This window comes from Pseudomonas arabinosi, assembly GCF_047758675.1.
GTDB lineage: Bacteria > Pseudomonadota > Gammaproteobacteria > Pseudomonadales > Pseudomonadaceae > Aquipseudomonas > Aquipseudomonas arabinosi.
Genome location: NZ_CP180480.1, coordinates 784,920 through 802,829 on the forward strand (window position 1 = coordinate 784,920; position 17,910 = coordinate 802,829).

General features: G+C 57.7%; 15 protein-coding genes. 3 read left to right on the forward strand and 12 right to left on the reverse strand.

The features are described from left to right. Positions 1 to 107: 107 nt before the first annotated feature. The 6 genes from ACMXYJ_RS03610 to betI all read right to left on the reverse strand — a co-directional run bounded on the left by ACMXYJ_RS03610 (position 108) and on the right by betI (position 6,433). Positions 108 to 452, reverse strand: coding sequence for an AzlD domain-containing protein (locus ACMXYJ_RS03610; RefSeq protein ID WP_415758806.1), 345 nt, complete (start codon positions 450 to 452; stop codon positions 108 to 110). Continuing rightward, positions 449 to 1,174, reverse strand: a complete 726-nt coding sequence (locus ACMXYJ_RS03615) for an AzlC family ABC transporter permease (protein ID WP_415760674.1) — start codon at positions 1,172 to 1,174, stop codon at positions 449 to 451. Before ACMXYJ_RS03615 ends, ACMXYJ_RS03610 begins: the two co-directional genes overlap by 4 nt. Beyond that, positions 1,174 to 2,169: a hypothetical protein gene (locus ACMXYJ_RS03620; RefSeq protein ID WP_415758807.1), complete on the reverse strand. Its 996-nt coding sequence runs from the start codon at positions 2,167 to 2,169 to the stop codon at positions 1,174 to 1,176. Before ACMXYJ_RS03620 ends, ACMXYJ_RS03615 begins: the two co-directional genes overlap by 1 nt. A gap of 235 nt (positions 2,170 to 2,404) precedes the next feature. Further along, positions 2,405 to 4,108, reverse strand: coding sequence for a choline dehydrogenase (gene betA / locus ACMXYJ_RS03625; RefSeq protein ID WP_415758808.1), 1,704 nt, complete (start codon positions 4,106 to 4,108; stop codon positions 2,405 to 2,407). A 150-nt stretch (positions 4,109 to 4,258) separates the two neighbouring features. Beyond that, complete coding sequence (gene betB, locus ACMXYJ_RS03630) at positions 4,259 to 5,731, reverse strand: betaine-aldehyde dehydrogenase (RefSeq protein ID WP_415758809.1); 1,473 nt, start codon at positions 5,729 to 5,731, stop codon at positions 4,259 to 4,261. Between the two features lie 108 nt (positions 5,732 to 5,839). Next, a complete protein-coding gene (betI, locus tag ACMXYJ_RS03635; RefSeq protein WP_092277012.1) occupies positions 5,840 to 6,433 on the reverse strand; it encodes a transcriptional regulator BetI in 594 nt (197 codons plus the stop codon). A 379-nt stretch (positions 6,434 to 6,812) separates the two neighbouring features. Here betI and ACMXYJ_RS03640 point away from each other — a divergent pair, with 379 nt between their 5' ends. Next, a complete protein-coding gene (locus tag ACMXYJ_RS03640) occupies positions 6,813 to 8,762 on the forward strand; it encodes a BCCT family transporter (protein ID WP_415760675.1) in 1,950 nt (649 codons plus the stop codon). Between the two features lie 212 nt (positions 8,763 to 8,974). On the opposite strand, the gene choV is transcribed toward ACMXYJ_RS03640, so the two are convergent. The 3 genes from choV to ACMXYJ_RS03655 all read right to left on the reverse strand — a co-directional run bounded on the left by choV (position 8,975) and on the right by ACMXYJ_RS03655 (position 12,023). Further along, positions 8,975 to 10,153 (reverse strand): choline ABC transporter ATP-binding protein, encoded by a 1,179-nt coding sequence (gene choV, locus ACMXYJ_RS03645; protein ID WP_074871534.1) that lies wholly within the window; start codon positions 10,151 to 10,153, stop codon positions 8,975 to 8,977. Next, complete coding sequence (gene choW / locus ACMXYJ_RS03650; protein WP_064680189.1) at positions 10,150 to 10,995, reverse strand: choline ABC transporter permease subunit; 846 nt, start codon at positions 10,993 to 10,995, stop codon at positions 10,150 to 10,152. Before choW ends, choV begins: the two co-directional genes overlap by 4 nt. 77 nt (positions 10,996 to 11,072) lie before the next feature. Beyond that, on the reverse strand, positions 11,073 to 12,023 hold the full coding sequence (locus ACMXYJ_RS03655; RefSeq protein WP_415758810.1) for a choline ABC transporter substrate-binding protein: 951 nt from the start codon (positions 12,021 to 12,023) through the stop codon (positions 11,073 to 11,075). 435 nt (positions 12,024 to 12,458) lie between these two features. Between ACMXYJ_RS03655 and ACMXYJ_RS03660 the strand changes: the two genes are divergently transcribed. Continuing rightward, positions 12,459 to 13,835, forward strand: coding sequence for an L-serine ammonia-lyase (locus ACMXYJ_RS03660; RefSeq protein WP_415758811.1), 1,377 nt, complete (start codon positions 12,459 to 12,461; stop codon positions 13,833 to 13,835). A gap of 546 nt (positions 13,836 to 14,381) precedes the next feature. Beyond that, on the forward strand, positions 14,382 to 15,485 hold the full coding sequence (locus ACMXYJ_RS03665; protein ID WP_415758812.1) for a GlxA family transcriptional regulator: 1,104 nt from the start codon (positions 14,382 to 14,384) through the stop codon (positions 15,483 to 15,485). Between the two features lie 86 nt (positions 15,486 to 15,571). Here the strand turns inward: ACMXYJ_RS03665 and ACMXYJ_RS03670 are convergent, their stop codons facing one another. The 3 genes from ACMXYJ_RS03670 to ACMXYJ_RS03680 form a co-directional block, all read right to left on the reverse strand. Beyond that, positions 15,572 to 15,835: a hypothetical protein gene (locus tag ACMXYJ_RS03670; protein WP_149416450.1), complete on the reverse strand. Its 264-nt coding sequence runs from the start codon at positions 15,833 to 15,835 to the stop codon at positions 15,572 to 15,574. Between the two features lie 383 nt (positions 15,836 to 16,218). Continuing rightward, a complete protein-coding gene (locus tag ACMXYJ_RS03675; protein ID WP_415758813.1) occupies positions 16,219 to 17,382 on the reverse strand; it encodes a gamma-butyrobetaine dioxygenase in 1,164 nt (387 codons plus the stop codon). 14 nt (positions 17,383 to 17,396) lie between these two features. Next, on the reverse strand, positions 17,397 to 17,873 hold the full coding sequence (locus tag ACMXYJ_RS03680; RefSeq protein ID WP_415758814.1) for a thioesterase family protein: 477 nt from the start codon (positions 17,871 to 17,873) through the stop codon (positions 17,397 to 17,399). Positions 17,874 to 17,910 lie beyond the last annotated feature (37 nt).

A 17,910-nucleotide genomic window follows, 5' to 3' on the forward strand; every position in this document is an offset into this window, starting at 1 on the left:
ATTACGCAGTGCAGAACGCGCGTGACGAGTAGGCTTTTGATTGAAGTTCGCGAACATCCCATTGCGGCTTGCTCGCGATCAATCCCTCTGTCAGGCAAAGAGCTGCTTCAGGCGTTCAGATAGACAAGCGCTGCCAGATAAATGGATAGGCTTGCAAAGAAAGCAGGCAGGATTTTCTTTGTTTTGGCGACCATGATGAAGGTGCCCACAAGCAAGGACAGCTTCAGCGCATCCAGCATTTGAAACTGCTGTATCAGCGTTAGCGCATCCATTTTGTTGAACGCAGTGTCGTAAATGATGACCCCCAACATGGCTTGCGCGCTGTAGCTGATAAACCGATAAAAGGAACCCTGGGTTTGTGTGAGTGCAGCACTGTTTTTGAAGGCAAAAGGCAGGGCACGAAATGCAAAGGCAGTAAGGGCGGAAAAGGCGATAAGAAGCCAGATTGTCATGAAGTTACAGTGCCTCGTTTTTTGTAATTGTTTTCAATCAGTACGATCAATCCGCCGATTATAAAAGGCGTGCAGAGCAAGCTGTAATCCTTGAATAGATAGACCAGCAGTGGCGCACCGACAAGACCCAGCCAGTAACTCGATACTTCCGCATAATGAGGCCAGTGCTTGCCGGCCAGGGCTGTGAATTGAAGCGGTAACAAGAGTGTCATGACGGCATAGATGACCGGTGAGGCCAGTTCTGCACCGGCGATGAAACCGATATAGGTGCAGATAATCGATACAGCGAATATCGGAAGACCAATGCCGACCAAGTAAGTGAAGGGGTGGTCGGTTCGCCGTTTGAATCGAGTGACGCACCCGGTGAATATCGATGGCGTAATGAGAATCAAGGAGGCCATGATTGTCAGGGTCGAGGTGTTTCTTATATAAGGTGCAAGTGTCGCGGAGAGCAGTACGAAGCGAGCGTTGAGTGCCAAGATTATGGGGAGTAATATCCATCCATCGTTATAGTTTTGTATCAGCAGAAACTGCAGTGGAGTGGAGAATATTAATAGGGTTGTTGCAAGAGCTTGGCCTAAGGATAACGATTGCGCGGCACTTAAAATACCAATTGATAAGTACAGAAAAATAAACGCGACGCCAAACGTGATTGCGTCGCGAACGCCTTCTCTAAATACGTCAGCGGCCGAAGATCGAACGGATGTGCCCGCGGTAACCATCAACGGGCTGCTCGTGTGTAAGTTGTTTCATCCAGTGGGTAGTATTGCTTTCTAGGACCCTTGCTTCGGAATAAAAGCCGAGGCGTTGTATTGAACGTCGAAGTGTTCGCTTGTTGGCGAACCTCATTGGCATCGATATTCAGCATCGGACGTGCATGCAGTATCTTGTGGTTGGCTACGATCAGGAACGTACCGGTTTCAGCCGTTGAAACATGATTTTTTGCGTTGGGCAGGCCGGCCCGGATTTTGTCCAGCACGTGCTGGCCGCCATTTATTGCACGCATCCGTTCACCGTTCTGCGAATCAATGCGGAAATCCAGCGCAAACTGAAAGCCGTAGATGTCGGAAAACTCAACCACATGACGGACCCGCTCTTTTAAACCGTTGACGTTTTTGCCGGAAACAAACACGGCTTGCATCGTCAGTAATTCGCGTATCTCTTCATCGTTCAACTCGCAAAGTAAGTCGCTTGGGAAATAGTAGGCGGTGGGGGTATTTGTGATGTCGCGGCAAACGGTCAGGGCCAGGTAGTCAACATTCAGATTTTCATATAAATCATCGGAGTGCGGTGTGATATCACCATGCCCGTTGCCCCATTCCCGATATTTTTCTGCAGAAGGTTTTAGATACAAAGCTTTGTGTTCTTCGTATTCGTAATTTATGTCAGTGAGGTGAAACAGGTCGGCCAAAGCTTCGTGTACCGTTAAGGCCAGTTTGGGAGAGTCCAGGCTGAATACATTTTTTATACAGACGGCGGCGGCGCCTTCATTTGCCAGGCCTACTTTGTCAAAGTGGAAAGTGTCTTCGGTGCGAAGGTAAGTTAGAAAAAGGTTAACCAATTGTATTTTTAGGACGTGTGTATCTTGATTGTTATTTTTTTTCCACCAGGACTCAATGACGCCAGTCAGATAACTAAAGTCCAGAATAATTGTTTTTTCTTTGGATATTTTTTCTCGAAATAAGCTCGCGTCCGTGATCAGCTCATTGTTATGCATGTTTTGGGTTTTCATTAAGATTATTTGGCGTTCGGCTTGAGCGCGGTGCGGATAGTAATGGAAGTTTTTAAGTGCGTGGCAATGCAAGTGTTGCCAGTTTTGTTGGGTGTTTATAATGAAGGTGTAGTTGCTTGGTGTAATGATTATTGTTTGATGTTATGAGCTTGTGCCAGGCGAAAAAAAACCGCCAACCTAGGAAGGTTGACGGTTTTGTTTGAATCAAATGTGTTAACTATTACTGTGCGGTCAGGCTCACATCACGCAACGGCTTATTACGCACCGGTGCATCACCGGCGACGAAGTAAGCAGCCTTGCTACGCGGCAATGGCTGGCGACCACGGATCTTGTCGGCGATTTTCTCGGCGATCATGATCGTCGGCGCGTTCAGGTTGCCGGTGGTGATGATTGGCATGATCGAGGCATCGACCACACGCAGGCTCTGCATGCCATGCACACGACCTTCAGCGTCAACCACCGCCATTTCGTCGGTGCCCATCTTGCACGAGCAGGACGGGTGGAACGCAGTTTCGGCGTGTTCGCGGATGAACGTGTCGAGCTGCTCATCGGTTTGCACGTCGATGCCCGGGCTGATTTCGCGGCCACGGAAAGCGTCCAGTGCAGGCTGTTGCATGATTTCACGGGTCAGGCGGATGCCGTCGCGGAATTCCTGCCAGTCCTGCTCGGTGGCCATGTAGTTGAACAGGATGCTCGGGTACTCGCGCGGATCCTTGGACTTGGCCTGGATGCGACCACGGCTTGGCGAACGCATGGAGCCCATGTGCGCCTGGAAGCCGTGCTCTTTCACACCGTTGCTGCCGTTGTAGTTAATCGCGACCGGCAGGAAGTGGTACTGGATGTTCGGCCAATCGAATTCGGGACGGGTACGGATGAAACCGCCGGCTTCGAACTGGTTGCTGGCGCCGATGCCGGTGCCGTTGAACAGCCACTCGGCACCGATGGCCGGCTGGTTGTACCAGAGCAGCGACGGGTACAACGAGACCGGTTGGGTGCAGGCGTATTGCAGGTACAACTCGAGGTGATCCTGCAGGTTTTCACCCACGCCCGGCAGGTCGTGGACCACCGGGATGTCGAGTTTTTTCAGCAGCTCGGCCGGGCCGACGCCGGAGCGTTGCAGAATCTGCGGTGAAGCGATGGCGCCGGAGCACAGCAGCACTTCTTTGCGGGCGCGGGCTTCAACGCGCTCTTCTGCGGCGCCGATCAAGTAACGCACGCCGACTGCACGCTTGCCTTCGAACAGAATCTTGTCGGTCAGGGCGTGGGTGACGATGGTCAGGGTCGAGCGCTTCTTGGCGATGTCCAGGTAACCGCGAGCGGTGCTGGCGCGACGGCCGTTCGGCGTCACGGTACGGTCCATCGGACCAAAGCCTTCCTGCTGGTAACCGTTCAGGTCTTCGGTGCGCGGGTAACCGGCTTGTACGCCGGCTTCAACCATCGCATTGAACAGCGGGTTGTTGCCGGCTTTCGGCGTGGTCACGCTGACCGGACCGTCGCCACCGTGGTAGTCGTTCGGGCCGATGTCGCGGGTTTCGGCTTTGCGGAAATACGGCAGGCAGTTCAGGTAATCCCAGTCTTCCAGACCTGGCAGTTTGGCCCAGTTGTCGTAGTCCATCGCGTTGCCGCGGATGTAGCACATGCCGTTGATCAGCGAGGAACCACCCAGGCCCTTGCCGCGACCGCATTCCATCCGGCGACCGTCCATGTGTGGTTCTGGATCGGTTTCGTAACCCCAGTTGTAGCGACGACCTTGCAGCGGGAACGCCAAAGCAGCCGGCATTTGCGTGCGGAAATCCATACGGTAGTCCGGGCCGCCAGCTTCGAGCAGCAGGACGGTGACGCCTTCGTCTTCCGTCAGACGGGTCGCCAGGGTGTTACCGGCCGAGCCGGCACCGATGATGATGTAATCGAATTCTTGGGACATTGAATGCACCCTCTTTGAAGTTGGTCAGGTCAGGCCTGACGAGTGCTGCGCACTCGATCGCCAGCAGCCTGGCTCCCACATTGGAATGCGTACTCCTGTGGGAGCCAGCCTGCTGGCGATGACGGCCTCGCAGGCGAAGCGGATATCGCCTTAGAAAACCGAGGCGTAATCGCCCAGTTCGACCTGTACCGATTTGATGCGTGTGAAGTTGTTCAGCGAGCTGATGCCGTTTTCACGGCCCACACCCGACTGCTTGTAGCCGCCGACCGGCATCTTGGCGTCGGATTCGCCCCAGGCGTTGATCCAGCAGATACCGGCTTCCAGTTGATGAATCACGCGGTGGGCGCGGTTCAGGTCTTTGGTGACGACGCCAGCGGCCAGACCGAAATCGGTGTCGTTGGCACGACGGATCACTTCTTCTTCGGTTTCGTAAGTCAGGATGCTCATCACCGGGCCGAAGATTTCTTCGCGAACGATGGTCATCTCGTCGGTGCAGTCGGTGAACACGGTCGGTGCCACGAATGCGCCTTTGGCGAATTCGCCTTCGGTTAGACGGTTGCCGCCGCACAGCACGCGAGCGCCTTCTTCCTTACCTTTGGCGATGTAACCCAGCACGCTTTCCATGTGGGCGAAGCTGACCAGCGGGCCGAAGTTGGTGTTCTCGTCTTCCGGGTTGCCGACGCGGATGCGCGCAACGCGTTCAACGATCTTGGCTTCGAAAGCGGCTTTCAGGTGGCTTGGCACGAACACGCGAGTGCCGTTGGTGCAGACCTGACCGGAGCTGTAGAAGTTGGCCATCATCGCGGTGTCGGCGGCGCGATCGAGGTCGGCGTCGTCGAAGATGATCAGCGGGGATTTGCCGCCCAGTTCCATGGTCACGTCTTTCAGCGACGAAGCGGAAGCGCTGGCCATCACCTTCTTGCCGGTGTCGGTGCCGCCGGTGAAGGAGATTTTTTCGATGCGTGGGTGCTCGGTCAACCAGGTGCCGACTTCACGGCCGCTGCCGGTCAGCACGTTGAACACGCCCGCCGGAACGCCAGCTTCGGTGTAGATCTCGGCCAGTTTCAGCGTGGTCAGGGAAGTGACTTCGCTTGGCTTGAAGATCATCGCGTTACCGGCCGCCAGGGCTGGTGCGGATTTCCACAGGGCGATCTGGATCGGGTAGTTCCACGCGCCGATACCGGCCACGACGCCCAGTGGCTCGCGACGGGTGTAGACGAACGAAGTGGTGCGCAGCGGGATTTGCTCGCCTTCGATGGCCGGAACCAGACCTGCGTAGTACTCCAGCACGTCAGCGCCGGTGACGATGTCGACGTACTTGGTTTCGGAGAACGACTTACCGGTGTCCAGGGTTTCCAGGGCAGCCAGTTCATCGTTGCGCTCGCGCAGGATGTCGACGGCACGACGCAGGATGCGCGAACGCTCCATGGCGGTCATCGCGGCCCAGATTTTCTGGCCCTTTTCGGCGCTGACCACAGCACGCTCAACGTCTTCCTTGGTCGCACGTTGTACGGTTGCGAGGACTTCACCGTTAGCCGGGTTGATGGCTTCGAAGGTGGCGTCGCTGCTGGCGTCGGAGTAGCCGCCATCGATGTAAAGTTTTTGCAGTTCGAAACGGGCCATAAAGTCCTCGCAAGAGCATAAGTTGGTTGGCGGTAACCACTGGGCGTGCCTAATAGCTTGGGCAACGCTGGTCAGTGGCAGTTCAGGTGCTGAGCGGTTCTGTGTGCTCTAACTCACCTGCTTGGCCAGTTGGAAATCCATGTATTCGTAAGCGATGCGGTGCGCTTGCTCAGTGTCGAAAGCATCTCCCGACAGGGCGCCGCGCAACCACAAACCGTCGATTAGGGCTGCCAGGCCGCGAGCTGCACTGCGCGCATCATTGAGCGGCAATACACGGCGGAACTGGCAACACAGGTTGGAATACAGGCGGTGATCGTTGATCCGCTGCAACCTGTGCAAAGACGGGTGGTGCATGCTGGTGGCCCAGAAGGCCAGCCAGGTTTTCATTGCCGGGCCATTGACCTGGCTGGCGTCGAAGTTGCCTTCGATAATCACCTGAAGGTGCGCCCGTGGGCTGCTGTCTTCCAGCGCCTGACGACGCGCGGTGACGTTCTCGCTGAGGACACTCATCAGATACTGCGCGGTGGCCGCGATCAGGCCGTTCTTGTCCTGAAAATAGTGACTGATGATGCCATTCGAGACACCGGCCAAACGGGCGATCAGCGCAATGCTGGCGTCCCCCATTCCGACCTGATCTACCGCCTGCAATGTGGCTTCGATCAACTGCTGACGGCGGATGGGTTGCATACCGACCTTGGGCATCTTGCACATCTCCTTAGGCCTTCCGGCGGACGTGAAACGTCTATCGGATTGAAGGCCAGTCTATTTTGTTTTGATTGAACGTTCAATCAACAAAGAATAAGATCTGCGACAATTCGTCGCTGCCTACAGGTTTTTCCTACATGTAGTGGGCGGAAAAACGACATCCGAAAACGCTCGAAACCCACGCGCACTGGCGCTCCCGGGCTTCGGGCTTTTTTCGGGGTGTCTTTATATCACCCGCCGGTCGGCTGCCAACTAACCGATTAGTCGGGTACCGCGTTGCCTTGTGTTCTTCTCTCGCACTGCCTGGAGCATCTGTGCCATGAGTTCTGCCTCTCTAATAAAGACCCCACCCGAGAAGGTGACGGTCAACGGTTGGGTGTTCTACACCTCTACCGCGTTGATCCTGTTGTTGACCGCCATTCTGATCATCGCCCCGCAAGAGGCCGGCAGATTGCTCGGTATTGCCCAGGCCTGGTTGTCCCGCAGCTTCGGCTGGTACTACATGGTGGTGATTGCCGCTTACCTGGTGTTCGTGGTCGGCCTGGCGTTTTCGTCCTACGGCAAGCTCAAACTGGGCAGCAAGGACGACACCCCGGACTTCAGCTACGGCGCCTGGGCGGGGATGCTGTTCTCGTCGGGTATCGGTATCTCGCTGCTGTACTTCGGTGCTTCCGAACCGCTGGACCACTACTTCAATCCGCCGGAAGGTGTGGCGGCCAGCAACATGGCCGCACGTCAGGCGGTTCAGCTGACGTTCCTGCACTGGGGCCTGCATGGCTGGGCGATCTACGCATTGGTCGGCCTGGCCGTGGCGTACTTTGCTTACCGTCATAACCAGCCGCTGGCGTTGCGTTCGGCGCTGTATCCGCTGGTCGGCGAGCGTTGGGTCAAAGGCGCGGCCGGTCATGCGGTGGACGGCTTCGGCATGTTCGTGACCCTGCTGGGTCTGGTGACGAACCTGGGGATTGGTTCGCTGCAAGTGTCGTCGGGGCTGGAAAACCTGTTCGGCATGGAGCACAGCAACACCAACCTGCTGATCGTGATCATCGTGATGAGCACCGTGGCGACCATCGCGGCCGTGTCCGGCGTGGAAAACGGCATTCGCCGTCTGTCCAACCTGAACATCGTGCTGTTCAGCGGCCTGCTGATTTTCGTCCTGCTGTTCGGCCCGACTCTGCACCTGCTCAACGGCTTCGTGCAGAACATCGGCGACTACCTGAACGGCGTGGTGCTGAAGACTTTCGACCTCTATGTGTACGAAGGCGACAGTGAGAAGTCTGACCGCTGGTTGGGCCTGTGGACCCTGTTCTACTGGGCCTGGTGGATTTCCTGGGCCCCATTCGTAGGGATGTTCATCGCGCGTATTTCCCGTGGTCGCACGGTGCGTGAGCTGGTGGCCGGCGTGCTGCTGATTCCGCTGGGTTTCACCCTGGCGTGGCTGTCGATCTTCGGTAACTCGGCCCTGGACCTGGTGATGAACCATGGGGCGGTGGAGCTCGGGAAGACGGCGCTGGAACAGCCGTCCATGGCGATCTACCAGTTGCTGGAGCATTACCCGGCGTCGAAGGTTGTGATCGGCGTGTCGATTTTTGTCGGTTTCGTGCTGTTCCTGACCCCGGCGGATTCCGGCGCGGTGATGATGGCCAACTTGTCCTGCAAGGGCGGCAACGTTGATGAAGATGCGCCGCACTGGTTGCGGATCTTCTGGTCGGCGGTGATCACCCTGGTGACCATCGGTCTGTTGTTTGCCGGTAACTTCGAAGCCATGCAAACCATGGTGGTGCTGGCCGGTCTGCCGTTCTCGGTGGTGCTGGTGTTCTTCATGTTCGGTTTGCACAAGCAGATGCGCCAGGATGTGCAGGTCGAACAGGAGCAAGCGGAGCTCGCAGCCCGTGGTCGTCGTGGTTTCAGCGAGCGTTTGACGCAGCTGGACTTGCAGCCGAACCAGTCGATTGTTCAGCGTTTCATGGACAAGCAAGTCAGCCCGGCGCTGGAAGATGCGGCTGTGCAATTGCGTGCTCAGGGTCTGGATGTGCAGACGTTGCTGGGCAAGTCGAAACGCTGCATGGGCGTGCGGATCGAGATGGAAGAGGGCAACCCTTTTGTCTACGAAGTGAGCCTGGACGGCTATCTGGCGGCGGCGAGCGACACGGTGTCGGCGGAAAGTGCTGATGAGCCCCGCGCACGTTACTACCGCGCCGAGGTGTACCTGCACAACGGCAGCCAGGACTACGACTTGATGGGCTTCACTCAGGATCAGATCACCCGTGACGTGCTCGATCAGTTTGAAAGCCATCGGCAGCTCCTTGGCCGGGTTTATAGCTAAGAGGTGAGGGGCGCGGTGTTTCAGTTGCACCGCGTCGTATCCTTCGCGAGCAAGCCCGCTCCCACAGGTGACCGAGTTCTATCAGGGACATGCGGTCGAATGTGGGAGCGGGCTTGCTCGCGAAGGGGCCATCAGCCGCAATACTGTTTGACCCGATATCTCTATAAACAAAAACGCCGCGATCCTTTCGCGGCGTTTTTGTGTGTGTTGCCTTACCCCAGGTTCTTGCCGAGCAGTGCGTGATACAGCTCGCTGTCCCCGAGAATCCCGACAACCTTGTTGTTGTCGTGCAGCACCAGCTTATTACCCGTTTGATAACGAATCTGCAGCGCATCGCGCATGCCGATATTCGAATCCACCAGCGTTGGACGACGGCCCAAGCCTTCAACCGCTTGCCCGGGAATCCAGTTCTGCAGGTCCAGGCTCGCGCCGTTCTGACGGGCGCCTTTGATGGTGTTGCCTTCGGCCAGGTCCAGCCAGGAATCGCCGCCCGGATCGAGGCATACCGAACCGTTGATGCGTTTGCAGTTGTCCAGGGTGCGCATCAGGCTGCGACCGCACAGTACGTTTAGCGGGTTGGTGTGGGCGACGAAGGTCCGCACGTAGTCGTCCGCAGGGTTCAACACGATCTCTTCAGGTTTGCTGTACTGAATGATCCGACCGTCTTTCATGATTGCAATACGGCTGCCGAGCTTCAGGGCTTCATCGAGGTCGTGGCTCACGAAAACGATGGTCTTGCTCAGCTTGCGTTGCAGTTCCAGCAGTTCGTCTTGCAGGCCTTGGCGGATCAGTGGGTCGAGGGCCGAGAACGGTTCGTCCATCAGCAGGATGTCGGCGTCCATCGCCAGGGCACGGGCCAGGCCCACGCGTTGTTGCATACCACCGGACAGCTCGTTGGGTTTCTTGTTGCGCCATTGGGTCAGGCCCACCAGCTCAAGTTTTTCATCGACCAGTTTTTTCCGCTCTTTCTCCGGACGACCCTGCATTTCCAGACCGAAGCTGATGTTCTCGCGAACGGTCAGCCAAGGCATCAGGGCGAACTTCTGGAACACCATCGCAATGCGCTTGGTGCGCATCATTTTCAGTTCCGCCGGGGTGCAGGAAGCGATGTCGATCTGCTTGCCTTCGTGCTCGACGAACAACTTGCCGCGGCTGACGGTGTTGAGGCCGTTGATGCAACGCAGCAAGCTGGACTTGCCGGAGCCGGACAGGCCCATCAGTACGCAGATTTCACCTTTTTCGACATCCAGGCTGGCCTTTTCGACGCCAACAATCTGCCCGGTCTTTTTCAGGATCTCGTTACGGGTCATGCCTTGATCCAGCAGCTTGAGTGCCTCGCGTGGATCCTTGGAGAAGATTACGTCGACGTCTTCGAAGCGAATAATGCTCATGCGTCACCCCCTACTTTGGCTTCGGGTTGTTTGCAGATACGGTCGAGCATGATCGCCAGCAGTACGATCGCCAGGCCGGCTTCGAAGCCCAGGGCGATATCAGCAGTGTTCAGTGCGTTGACCACGGGTTTGCCCAGGCCATCGGCGCCCACCAGTGCCGCGATCACCACCATCGACAACGACAGCATGATGCACTGGGTGATACCGGCCGCGATGCTTGGCATGGCGTGGGGCAGTTCGATTCGCGAGAGCAGCTGACGTCGCGAGCAGCCAAAGGCCTTGCCAGCGTCCATCAATTCTTCCGGGACATCGCGAATACCCAGGTAAGTCAGGCGGATAGGTGCGGCAATCGCGAACACCACCGTAGAGATCAGACCCGGGACCACACCCAGACCGAAGAGGGTCAGGGTAGGAATGAGGTACACGAAGGTCGGCACGGTCTGCATCAGATCGAGCACCGGCCGCATCACTGTGTAGAACATCGGTTTGTGCGCGGCGACGATGCCCAACGGCACGCCGATCAACACGCAGACCAGGGTGGCGAACAACACCTGGGCAAGGGTTTCCATGGTTTCCTGCCAATAACCCAGATTGAGGATCAGCAGGAAGGAGGCGATGACAAAAACGGTCAGGCCCCACTTTCGTTGAATGAAGTGTGCCAGTAGCGCGATGAGGCCGATCAATGCCAGCGGGTTGAACCAGGTCAGCGCAAAAGTCACACCGTGGATCATCGTTTCCAGTGACACGGCGATTGCGTCGAAGGTGCTGGCGCCGTTTTGCGTCAACCATTCAACGAAGCCCGCGATGTACTGGCCTAAAGGTATTTTCTGATCAATCAGCATGGTAGTGAACGTCCGCATGCAAGGAAATAAACAGCCCGGGCGAGCGAACTCGCCCGGCGTAAGCGATGCTTCCTAATTCAAGGCTGCGCGAGCTTGGCTTTCACGGCCTCCAGGCCTGGTTTACCGTCAATGGTGGTCACGCCAGCGAGCCAGGTATCGAGCACCTGTGGATTCTTTTTCAGCCAGGCCTTGGCGGCCGCGTCAGGCTTCATTTTGTCGTCCAGGACGTTGCCCATCAGGGTGCTTTCCATGTTCAGCGTGAACTGCAGGTTTTTCAGCAGCTGACCGACGTTGCTGCATTCCTGCGCATAGCCCTTGCGGGTGTTGGTGTAGATGGTTGCCTGGCCGAAGTTCGGGCCGAAATAGTCGTCGCCGCCGGTCAGGTACTTCATCTTGAAACGTGTGTTCATCGGGTGTGGTTCCCAGCCCAGGAACACCACGGCGGTGTTGCGGCGCTGGGCGCGATCGACTTGCGAGAGCATGCCTGCCTCGCTGGACTCGACCACCTTGAAGCCGGCATCTTTCAAGCCGAAGGCGTTCTTGTCGATCATGCTCTGGATCAGGCGGTTGCCGTCGTTGCCTGGTTCGATACCGTAGATCTTGCCGTCGAGTTCTTTCTTGAACTTGGCGATGTCGGCGAAATCTTTCAGACCTTTGTTATACAACTCTTCGGGGACGGCGAGTGTGTATTTTGCGTTTTCCAGGTTGGCGCGCAGGGTGTCCACGGTGCCGGCATCGCGGTAGGCCTTGATGTCGTTTTCCATGGTTGGCATCCAGTTACCCAGGAATACGTCCATGTTCTTGCCGTCGGCCAGGGACTTGTAGGTCACCGGTACGGAAATCATCGTGGTTTTGGTCTTGTAGCCGAGGGCATCGAGAACGACGCTGGTGGTGGCGGTGGTGACGGTAATGTCAGTCCAGCCGACATCGGAGAAGTTTACGGTACTGCATTGAGCCGGTTCGGCGGCTTGAGCCAGTAACGGCAGACTCAGCATGGCGGCCAACAACAACGACGGGGAACCTTTCATGGATGGACTCCTTGGTGTTTTTTTTGGCAGTGTTCCGACTGGACCACCGCACTTATAGGTTGCGGTTGGATGGCGTTTTGGAGACATCTCTACCACGGCGCCTTGCAATCGAGTCGATACGATCATGTACCACTGAAAATCTGACGCCTACAGGGTGCGTCGTATCCAGTACAGGGATGGTCGCATCCAGTGTCGGTGACGTCGTTTACAGATTTTTTCGGCCCTCTTTGCCCCTCTGATCCGCAAAAAAACGGCGAAAACGCGACGTAAAAGACACGCGGCGTTAGTGAGCATGAGTGCGTCGGTGTGAGACGTCGAACGACATGACAAAAGCCTGATGATGCGGCCATCTCGGCGGATTGCAGCTTGAGCGTAGCAGCTCCGTCACTGGGCGCTTTTGCGTCTGGAGTTGGCACATCCAGGAGTTCGGCAGTAATGGCTATCAGTGTTTTCGACCTGTTCAAAATCGGCATCGGCCCTTCCAGTTCGCACACCGTGGGGCCTATGCGCGCCGCGGCGTTGTTCGTGCAAGGTTTGCGTGAGCAGGGTCTTTTGGAACAAGTACGGCGCGTCGAAGTTCAGCTTTATGGTTCGTTGTCGGCCACCGGCATCGGTCACGGCAGCGACAACGCAGTGATCATGGGCCTGATGGGCGAGTGGCCGGACGCGATCGATCCGTCGCAAATCGGTCTCCACATCGAAACCCTGCGCGAAACTCACACACTGTTGCTCGACGGTCGTTTGTCGGTCCCGTTCATCTGGGCCCGGGACATGCGCCTGATCGACGAGAACCTGCCGTTCCACCCCAACGCGATGACGCTGATCGTCGAAGGCGATGACGGCGAGCTGCATCGCGACACCTACTATTCCATCGGCGGCGGTTTTGTCGTCGATGAGGCACAGGCTTCCAGCGGTGTGGTCGATCTGGACCGCACCGTGCTGCCTTACGACTTCTCCAGCGCCGTCGAACTGCTGAGCCTCTGCAAGCAGCACAACTTGCGCGTTGCAGAGTTGATGATGGCCAACGAGAAAGTCTGGCGCAGCGAAGAGGAAATTCGCGCCGGCCTGATGACACTCTGGCGCGCCATGCAGGATTGCGTGGAGCAAGGCCTCAAGCACGAAGGCATTCTGCCCGGTGGCCTGAATGTGCGTCGTCGCGCGGCCAAACTGCATCGCAGCCTTCAAGAACTGAACAAGCCCAACGTGATCGGCTCGACCTTGAGCGCCATGGAGTGGGTCAACCTGTTCGCCCTGGCGGTCAACGAAGAAAACGCCGCTGGCGGGCGCATGGTGACGGCGCCGACTAATGGCGCGGCGGGGATCATTCCGGCGGTGTTGCACTACTTTATGAAGTTCAGCGAGGTGGTGACCGACGCCAACGTGGTCGACTATTTCCTCAGTGCGGCGGCGGTAGGGATTCTGTGCAAGAAGAACGCTTCGATTTCCGGTGCCGAAGTCGGTTGCCAGGGCGAAGTCGGTTCGGCTTGCGCCATGGCGGCGGCCGGGCTGGCGGAGATTCTGGGTGCGACACCGGAGCAGCTGTGTAACGCGGCGGAAATCGGTCTGGAACACAACCTCGGCCTGACCTGCGACCCGGTGGGCGGGTTGGTGCAAGTGCCGTGCATCGAGCGCAATGCGATTGCCGCGGTGAAGGCGATCAACGCGGCGCAGATGGCGCTGCGTGGCGACGGTCAGCACTTTATCTCGCTGGATCGGGTGATCCGCACGATGCGTGATACCGGCGCGGACATGCATGACAAATATAAAGAGACATCGCGGGGTGGATTGGCGGTAAGCGCGGTGGAGTGCTGATTCAGTAAGACCGAGTTGTCTGCTTCGTCGGATCGCCGCCCGGAGCAAGCCCGCTCCCACACTGGATTTGTGCACGACGCGGATCAAATGTGGGAGCGGGCTTGCTCGCGAAGGCGTCAGACCAGTCAAAACTGCGCACTAAGTGAACACCCGATTCAAAATGCGCCACGTTTTGGAGCGTCGCTTACAGATAAGCGACTTACCCGAGATCCGGGATCCAAGTTGGCCATTACCGCCTGTCACCTGTGCTTGCGGTGACACTCTCCCTCAGGTCGCTGTAGCCCTGTTCCCACAAGTGCTACCGATTTGCTCACGCCCAACGGGGCAGAGCGCCTACCGCCGATAATGGCACTTATAACCCCCACTCGTGACGCGGCTTACATAGACACGGCGCGACGTCGTTTTCAGGAGTTATTGAACAGCCATTCAACTTTAGGCATGGCATTTGCTCTGTCATTACAAAGCCCGTCTCCCACGCGAGAACGATGGCAATAACAAGAGCCTCCGCCTGAGGCCATCACCCGCTTTGTGTGAGGAGATACCGCGATGACGACGTTCAACTCCGGGGCCCAACCCCAGAACCGTGCGCCTCAATCCATCGGCTTTCTGCTGCTGGACAATTTCACGCTTATTTCTTTGGCCTCCGCAGTAGAACCCCTGCGCATGGCCAACCAGTTGTCCGGTCGTGAGCTGTATCGCTGGACCACGATTACAGTCGATGGCGGTCAGGTCTGGGCCAGTGATGGCCTGCAGATCACTCCCGACTGTTCCATGCACAAAGCACCCGCCATGGACACCATCATTGTCTGTGGCGGTATCGGTATCCAGCGCACTGTTACCCGTGAACACGTTTCATGGCTGCAAAGCCAGGCGCGTCAGTCGCGCCGTCTCGGTGCGGTCTGCACCGGCAGCTGGGCCCTGGCGTGCGCCGGCCTGCTGGATGGTTTCGATTGCAGCGTGCACTGGGAATGCCTGGCCTCGATGCAGGAAGCTTTCCCGCGTGTGGCCATGAGTACCCGTCTGTTCACCCTCGACCGTAACCGTTTCACCAGCTCCGGTGGCACCGCGCCGCTGGACATGATGCTGCACCTGATCAGCCGCGATCACGGCCGTGAACTGTCCGCCGCGATTTCGGAGATGTTTGTCTACGAGCGTATTCGCAACGAGCAGGATCACCAGCGTGTGCCGCTCAAGCACATGCTCGGCACCAACCAGCCGAAGTTGCAGGAAATCGTCGCGCTGATGGAGGCCAACCTGGAAGAGCCGATCGACCTCGACGAACTGGCGGTTTATGTCGCCGTGTCGCGTCGTCAGCTGGAGCGGTTGTTCCAGAAATACCTGCACTGCTCGCCGTCGCGTTATTACCTGAAGCTGCGCTTGATCCGCGCCCGGCAGCTGCTCAAGCAAACGCCGATGTCGATCATCGAAGTGGCGTCGGTGTGTGGATTCGTGTCTACGCCGCACTTCTCCAAGTGCTACCGCGAATACTTCGGCATTCCGCCGCGTGACGAGCGCGTAGGTTCCAACACCACGCAACAAGTGGCGATGATGCCGCTGCCGCAAGCACTGGTGCTGTCGCCGTTGTCCGGGCCGTTGTCGGCGTTGAGTCAGGCGCGTAACGAGTCGACGTTTGCCAGCGTAAGGCTCTAAACCGAGGCGCTTTCATCGCGAGCAAGCTCGCTCCCACAGGGATATGCGATTCCCTGTGGGAGCGAGCTTGCTCGCGATGGGTTCTATCAGGCGCTACGGCTCTGCTGATACTCCGCCAACGCGGGCAGCAATTGCCTGTCGATGGCCTGGCGCACGGCCGGCAGAATGGTCGCGCTGCTGGTGTACATCTGCTTGACCATCGTGCGCAGTTCCGTTGCCCGTTCGTTGTTTAAACCCCGTACCGCGCATTCGCAGGCTTGCTCAGCGGTTGCACCAGGGGGCACTGCGAATCCCAACGCCTTGAGCTGGCCCAACAGGTCTTCCTGGTCAATCAAATCGGCGTACATCATGACGCAATCCTTCTTCAGGGAACGGTGTCGTGGATCGATTCTCGTAGGGGTACGGAGTGGCGGCAAGGACGATTTGTCGCAATGGCCGCAATACCTATGAACAGGTCGTTTTCGGCTAACTTGCTGCGGATAGGAGTGGGCACACTGGAGTCAGCTGGCTTCACGAAGGTTTGGTCACCCTCGCGCAACGGCTCCTCAACAGTACCCACCTCTGCCCCGATCCTGTCACGGCTTGATCGGGGTTTTTTTGCCTGTGAATCAGGGAGATATGAGGTGTATGGACTGGCGCCATCGCGAGCGAGCTCGCTCCCACATGGGATCGCATAACCCTGTGGGAGCGAGCTTGCTCCGGGCGGCGTTCCGACGATGAACGATGACGCGGTCTAGCGTTGCAGCACCAATATCCGCGACAACAATTCATCACGGTCGACATAGCAACCCTGAAAATGCCGGGCGCCGGTGGCGGGATCAAACGCATTGCGCGCATGTAGGGTGCGGCGATTGTCGAAACACCACATTTCACCGGGATTTAACCGCGTCATCACCCGGAATCGCGTTTCCCGGGTCATCGCAATAAAGCGGCGGTAGGCGTGATAGAGAGCGGGCATCTGCTCGACCGACGCATCGAATGGACCGCGTAGAAAATTCGCCATGCGAATTTCCGAAACCAGCCCAAAGGCATCCAGCGCGATGATCGGCGCGAGACGGCGGTAGTCGCTGTGGCGGTCTTTGTTGCGGAACTCCACAGGTATTTCGCAAAGGCTTTTGAACGCCTCGGGATCTTCATCGCGCAAGGCTTCGGCAATGGCAAAACCGTCGACGAAAATACTCTCGCCACCTTCGGCGTCATTCACCAGGCAATGCAGAAACTGCAGCCCCGGTTGCAACTCCCGGGTCGGCAGGTCGCTGTGCAGCGGCAGGTTGAAAGCGGTGTAGGCATTGCTGTCGGCATCGGCCTTGGATTGCACGTTGAACAGCACGCCAAAATTGCTCTCGCGGATGAAGGAAATCCGCTGGGCAATCAACTTCAGCGAGCCCGGCTCGGTGGGCACACCGCGGACCTGGGTCAGGCCGATGTCGCGCACGGCCAGCAGCCATTGCAGCAAGGCATCGTTGTCGTTCATCAACGCCTGATAGTCGAACACCGGCAGCGTCAGGTCGCTGTTCCAGAGCTGGCTTTTGGGCTTGGCAGCCCGGCGTTCGGCGCGGGACTCATCGTCGTAGGCGTGGGCCCGTAACCAGCCAGGATCGAAGCGGCTGAGATGGCCGTCCTGCCAATCGACACGCAGGCAGCCTTCGGCATCAATGCTGACGTACGAGGGCTTCAGGTTTTCGGCGACGTCGACGATTTCCAGCACTTGCTCGCGGGTCACGGTGTAGACGCACAGCGGGCACGGGCAGTTGTCCCGCAGCCACTGATGATGAAACGGGCTGACACGGTCATCAGCCCATTTCACTTGAATTCGATCCGCCAGGGTGTGTACGGCGGTCAACGCGCTGATCAACGGGTAGGTACGGAAGTCGGCAAAAGCGGCGGCGGTGTTCAATGGCGATCTCCTTGTTATTTTTTAGGGGGTAATGCGATCACTCGGCCGATGTAGGCGGGGGCGGGCAGGTCGGTTTGCTCGGCGACGATGGCTTGCAGCTTGCTCAAAGTGTCTTCGCTAAACGGTGCGGAGCGCGGCCCGGCGAGGTCAACGTGCAGCAGCATTTGCTCGTTACCCGCCAGCTCCTTGTCATCGCCTGCCAAATGCAGGCTGTGATAGAGGTGCAGGCGTTTGCTGTCGTGGCCGATGATTTGGGTGTGCACTTCGACGTCGGCGTCGAGCTTCACTTCGTGCAGGTAATTGAGGTGCAGTTCGAGGGTGAACAGTGAGTTGCCGCTGGCTTCGCGGTTGTTGCTGTCCATGCCCAGCCGATCCATCAGCGCGTCGGTGGCGTAGCTGAAGATGAGCAGGTAGAAGGCGTCGCGCAGGTGGCCGTTGTAGTCGACCCAGTCGGGGATGATTTTGGTTTGGTAGGTGGTGAGGGGGGGCATGATTCTCTCCAGGCATGATCGGGGATGATCGTTCCCA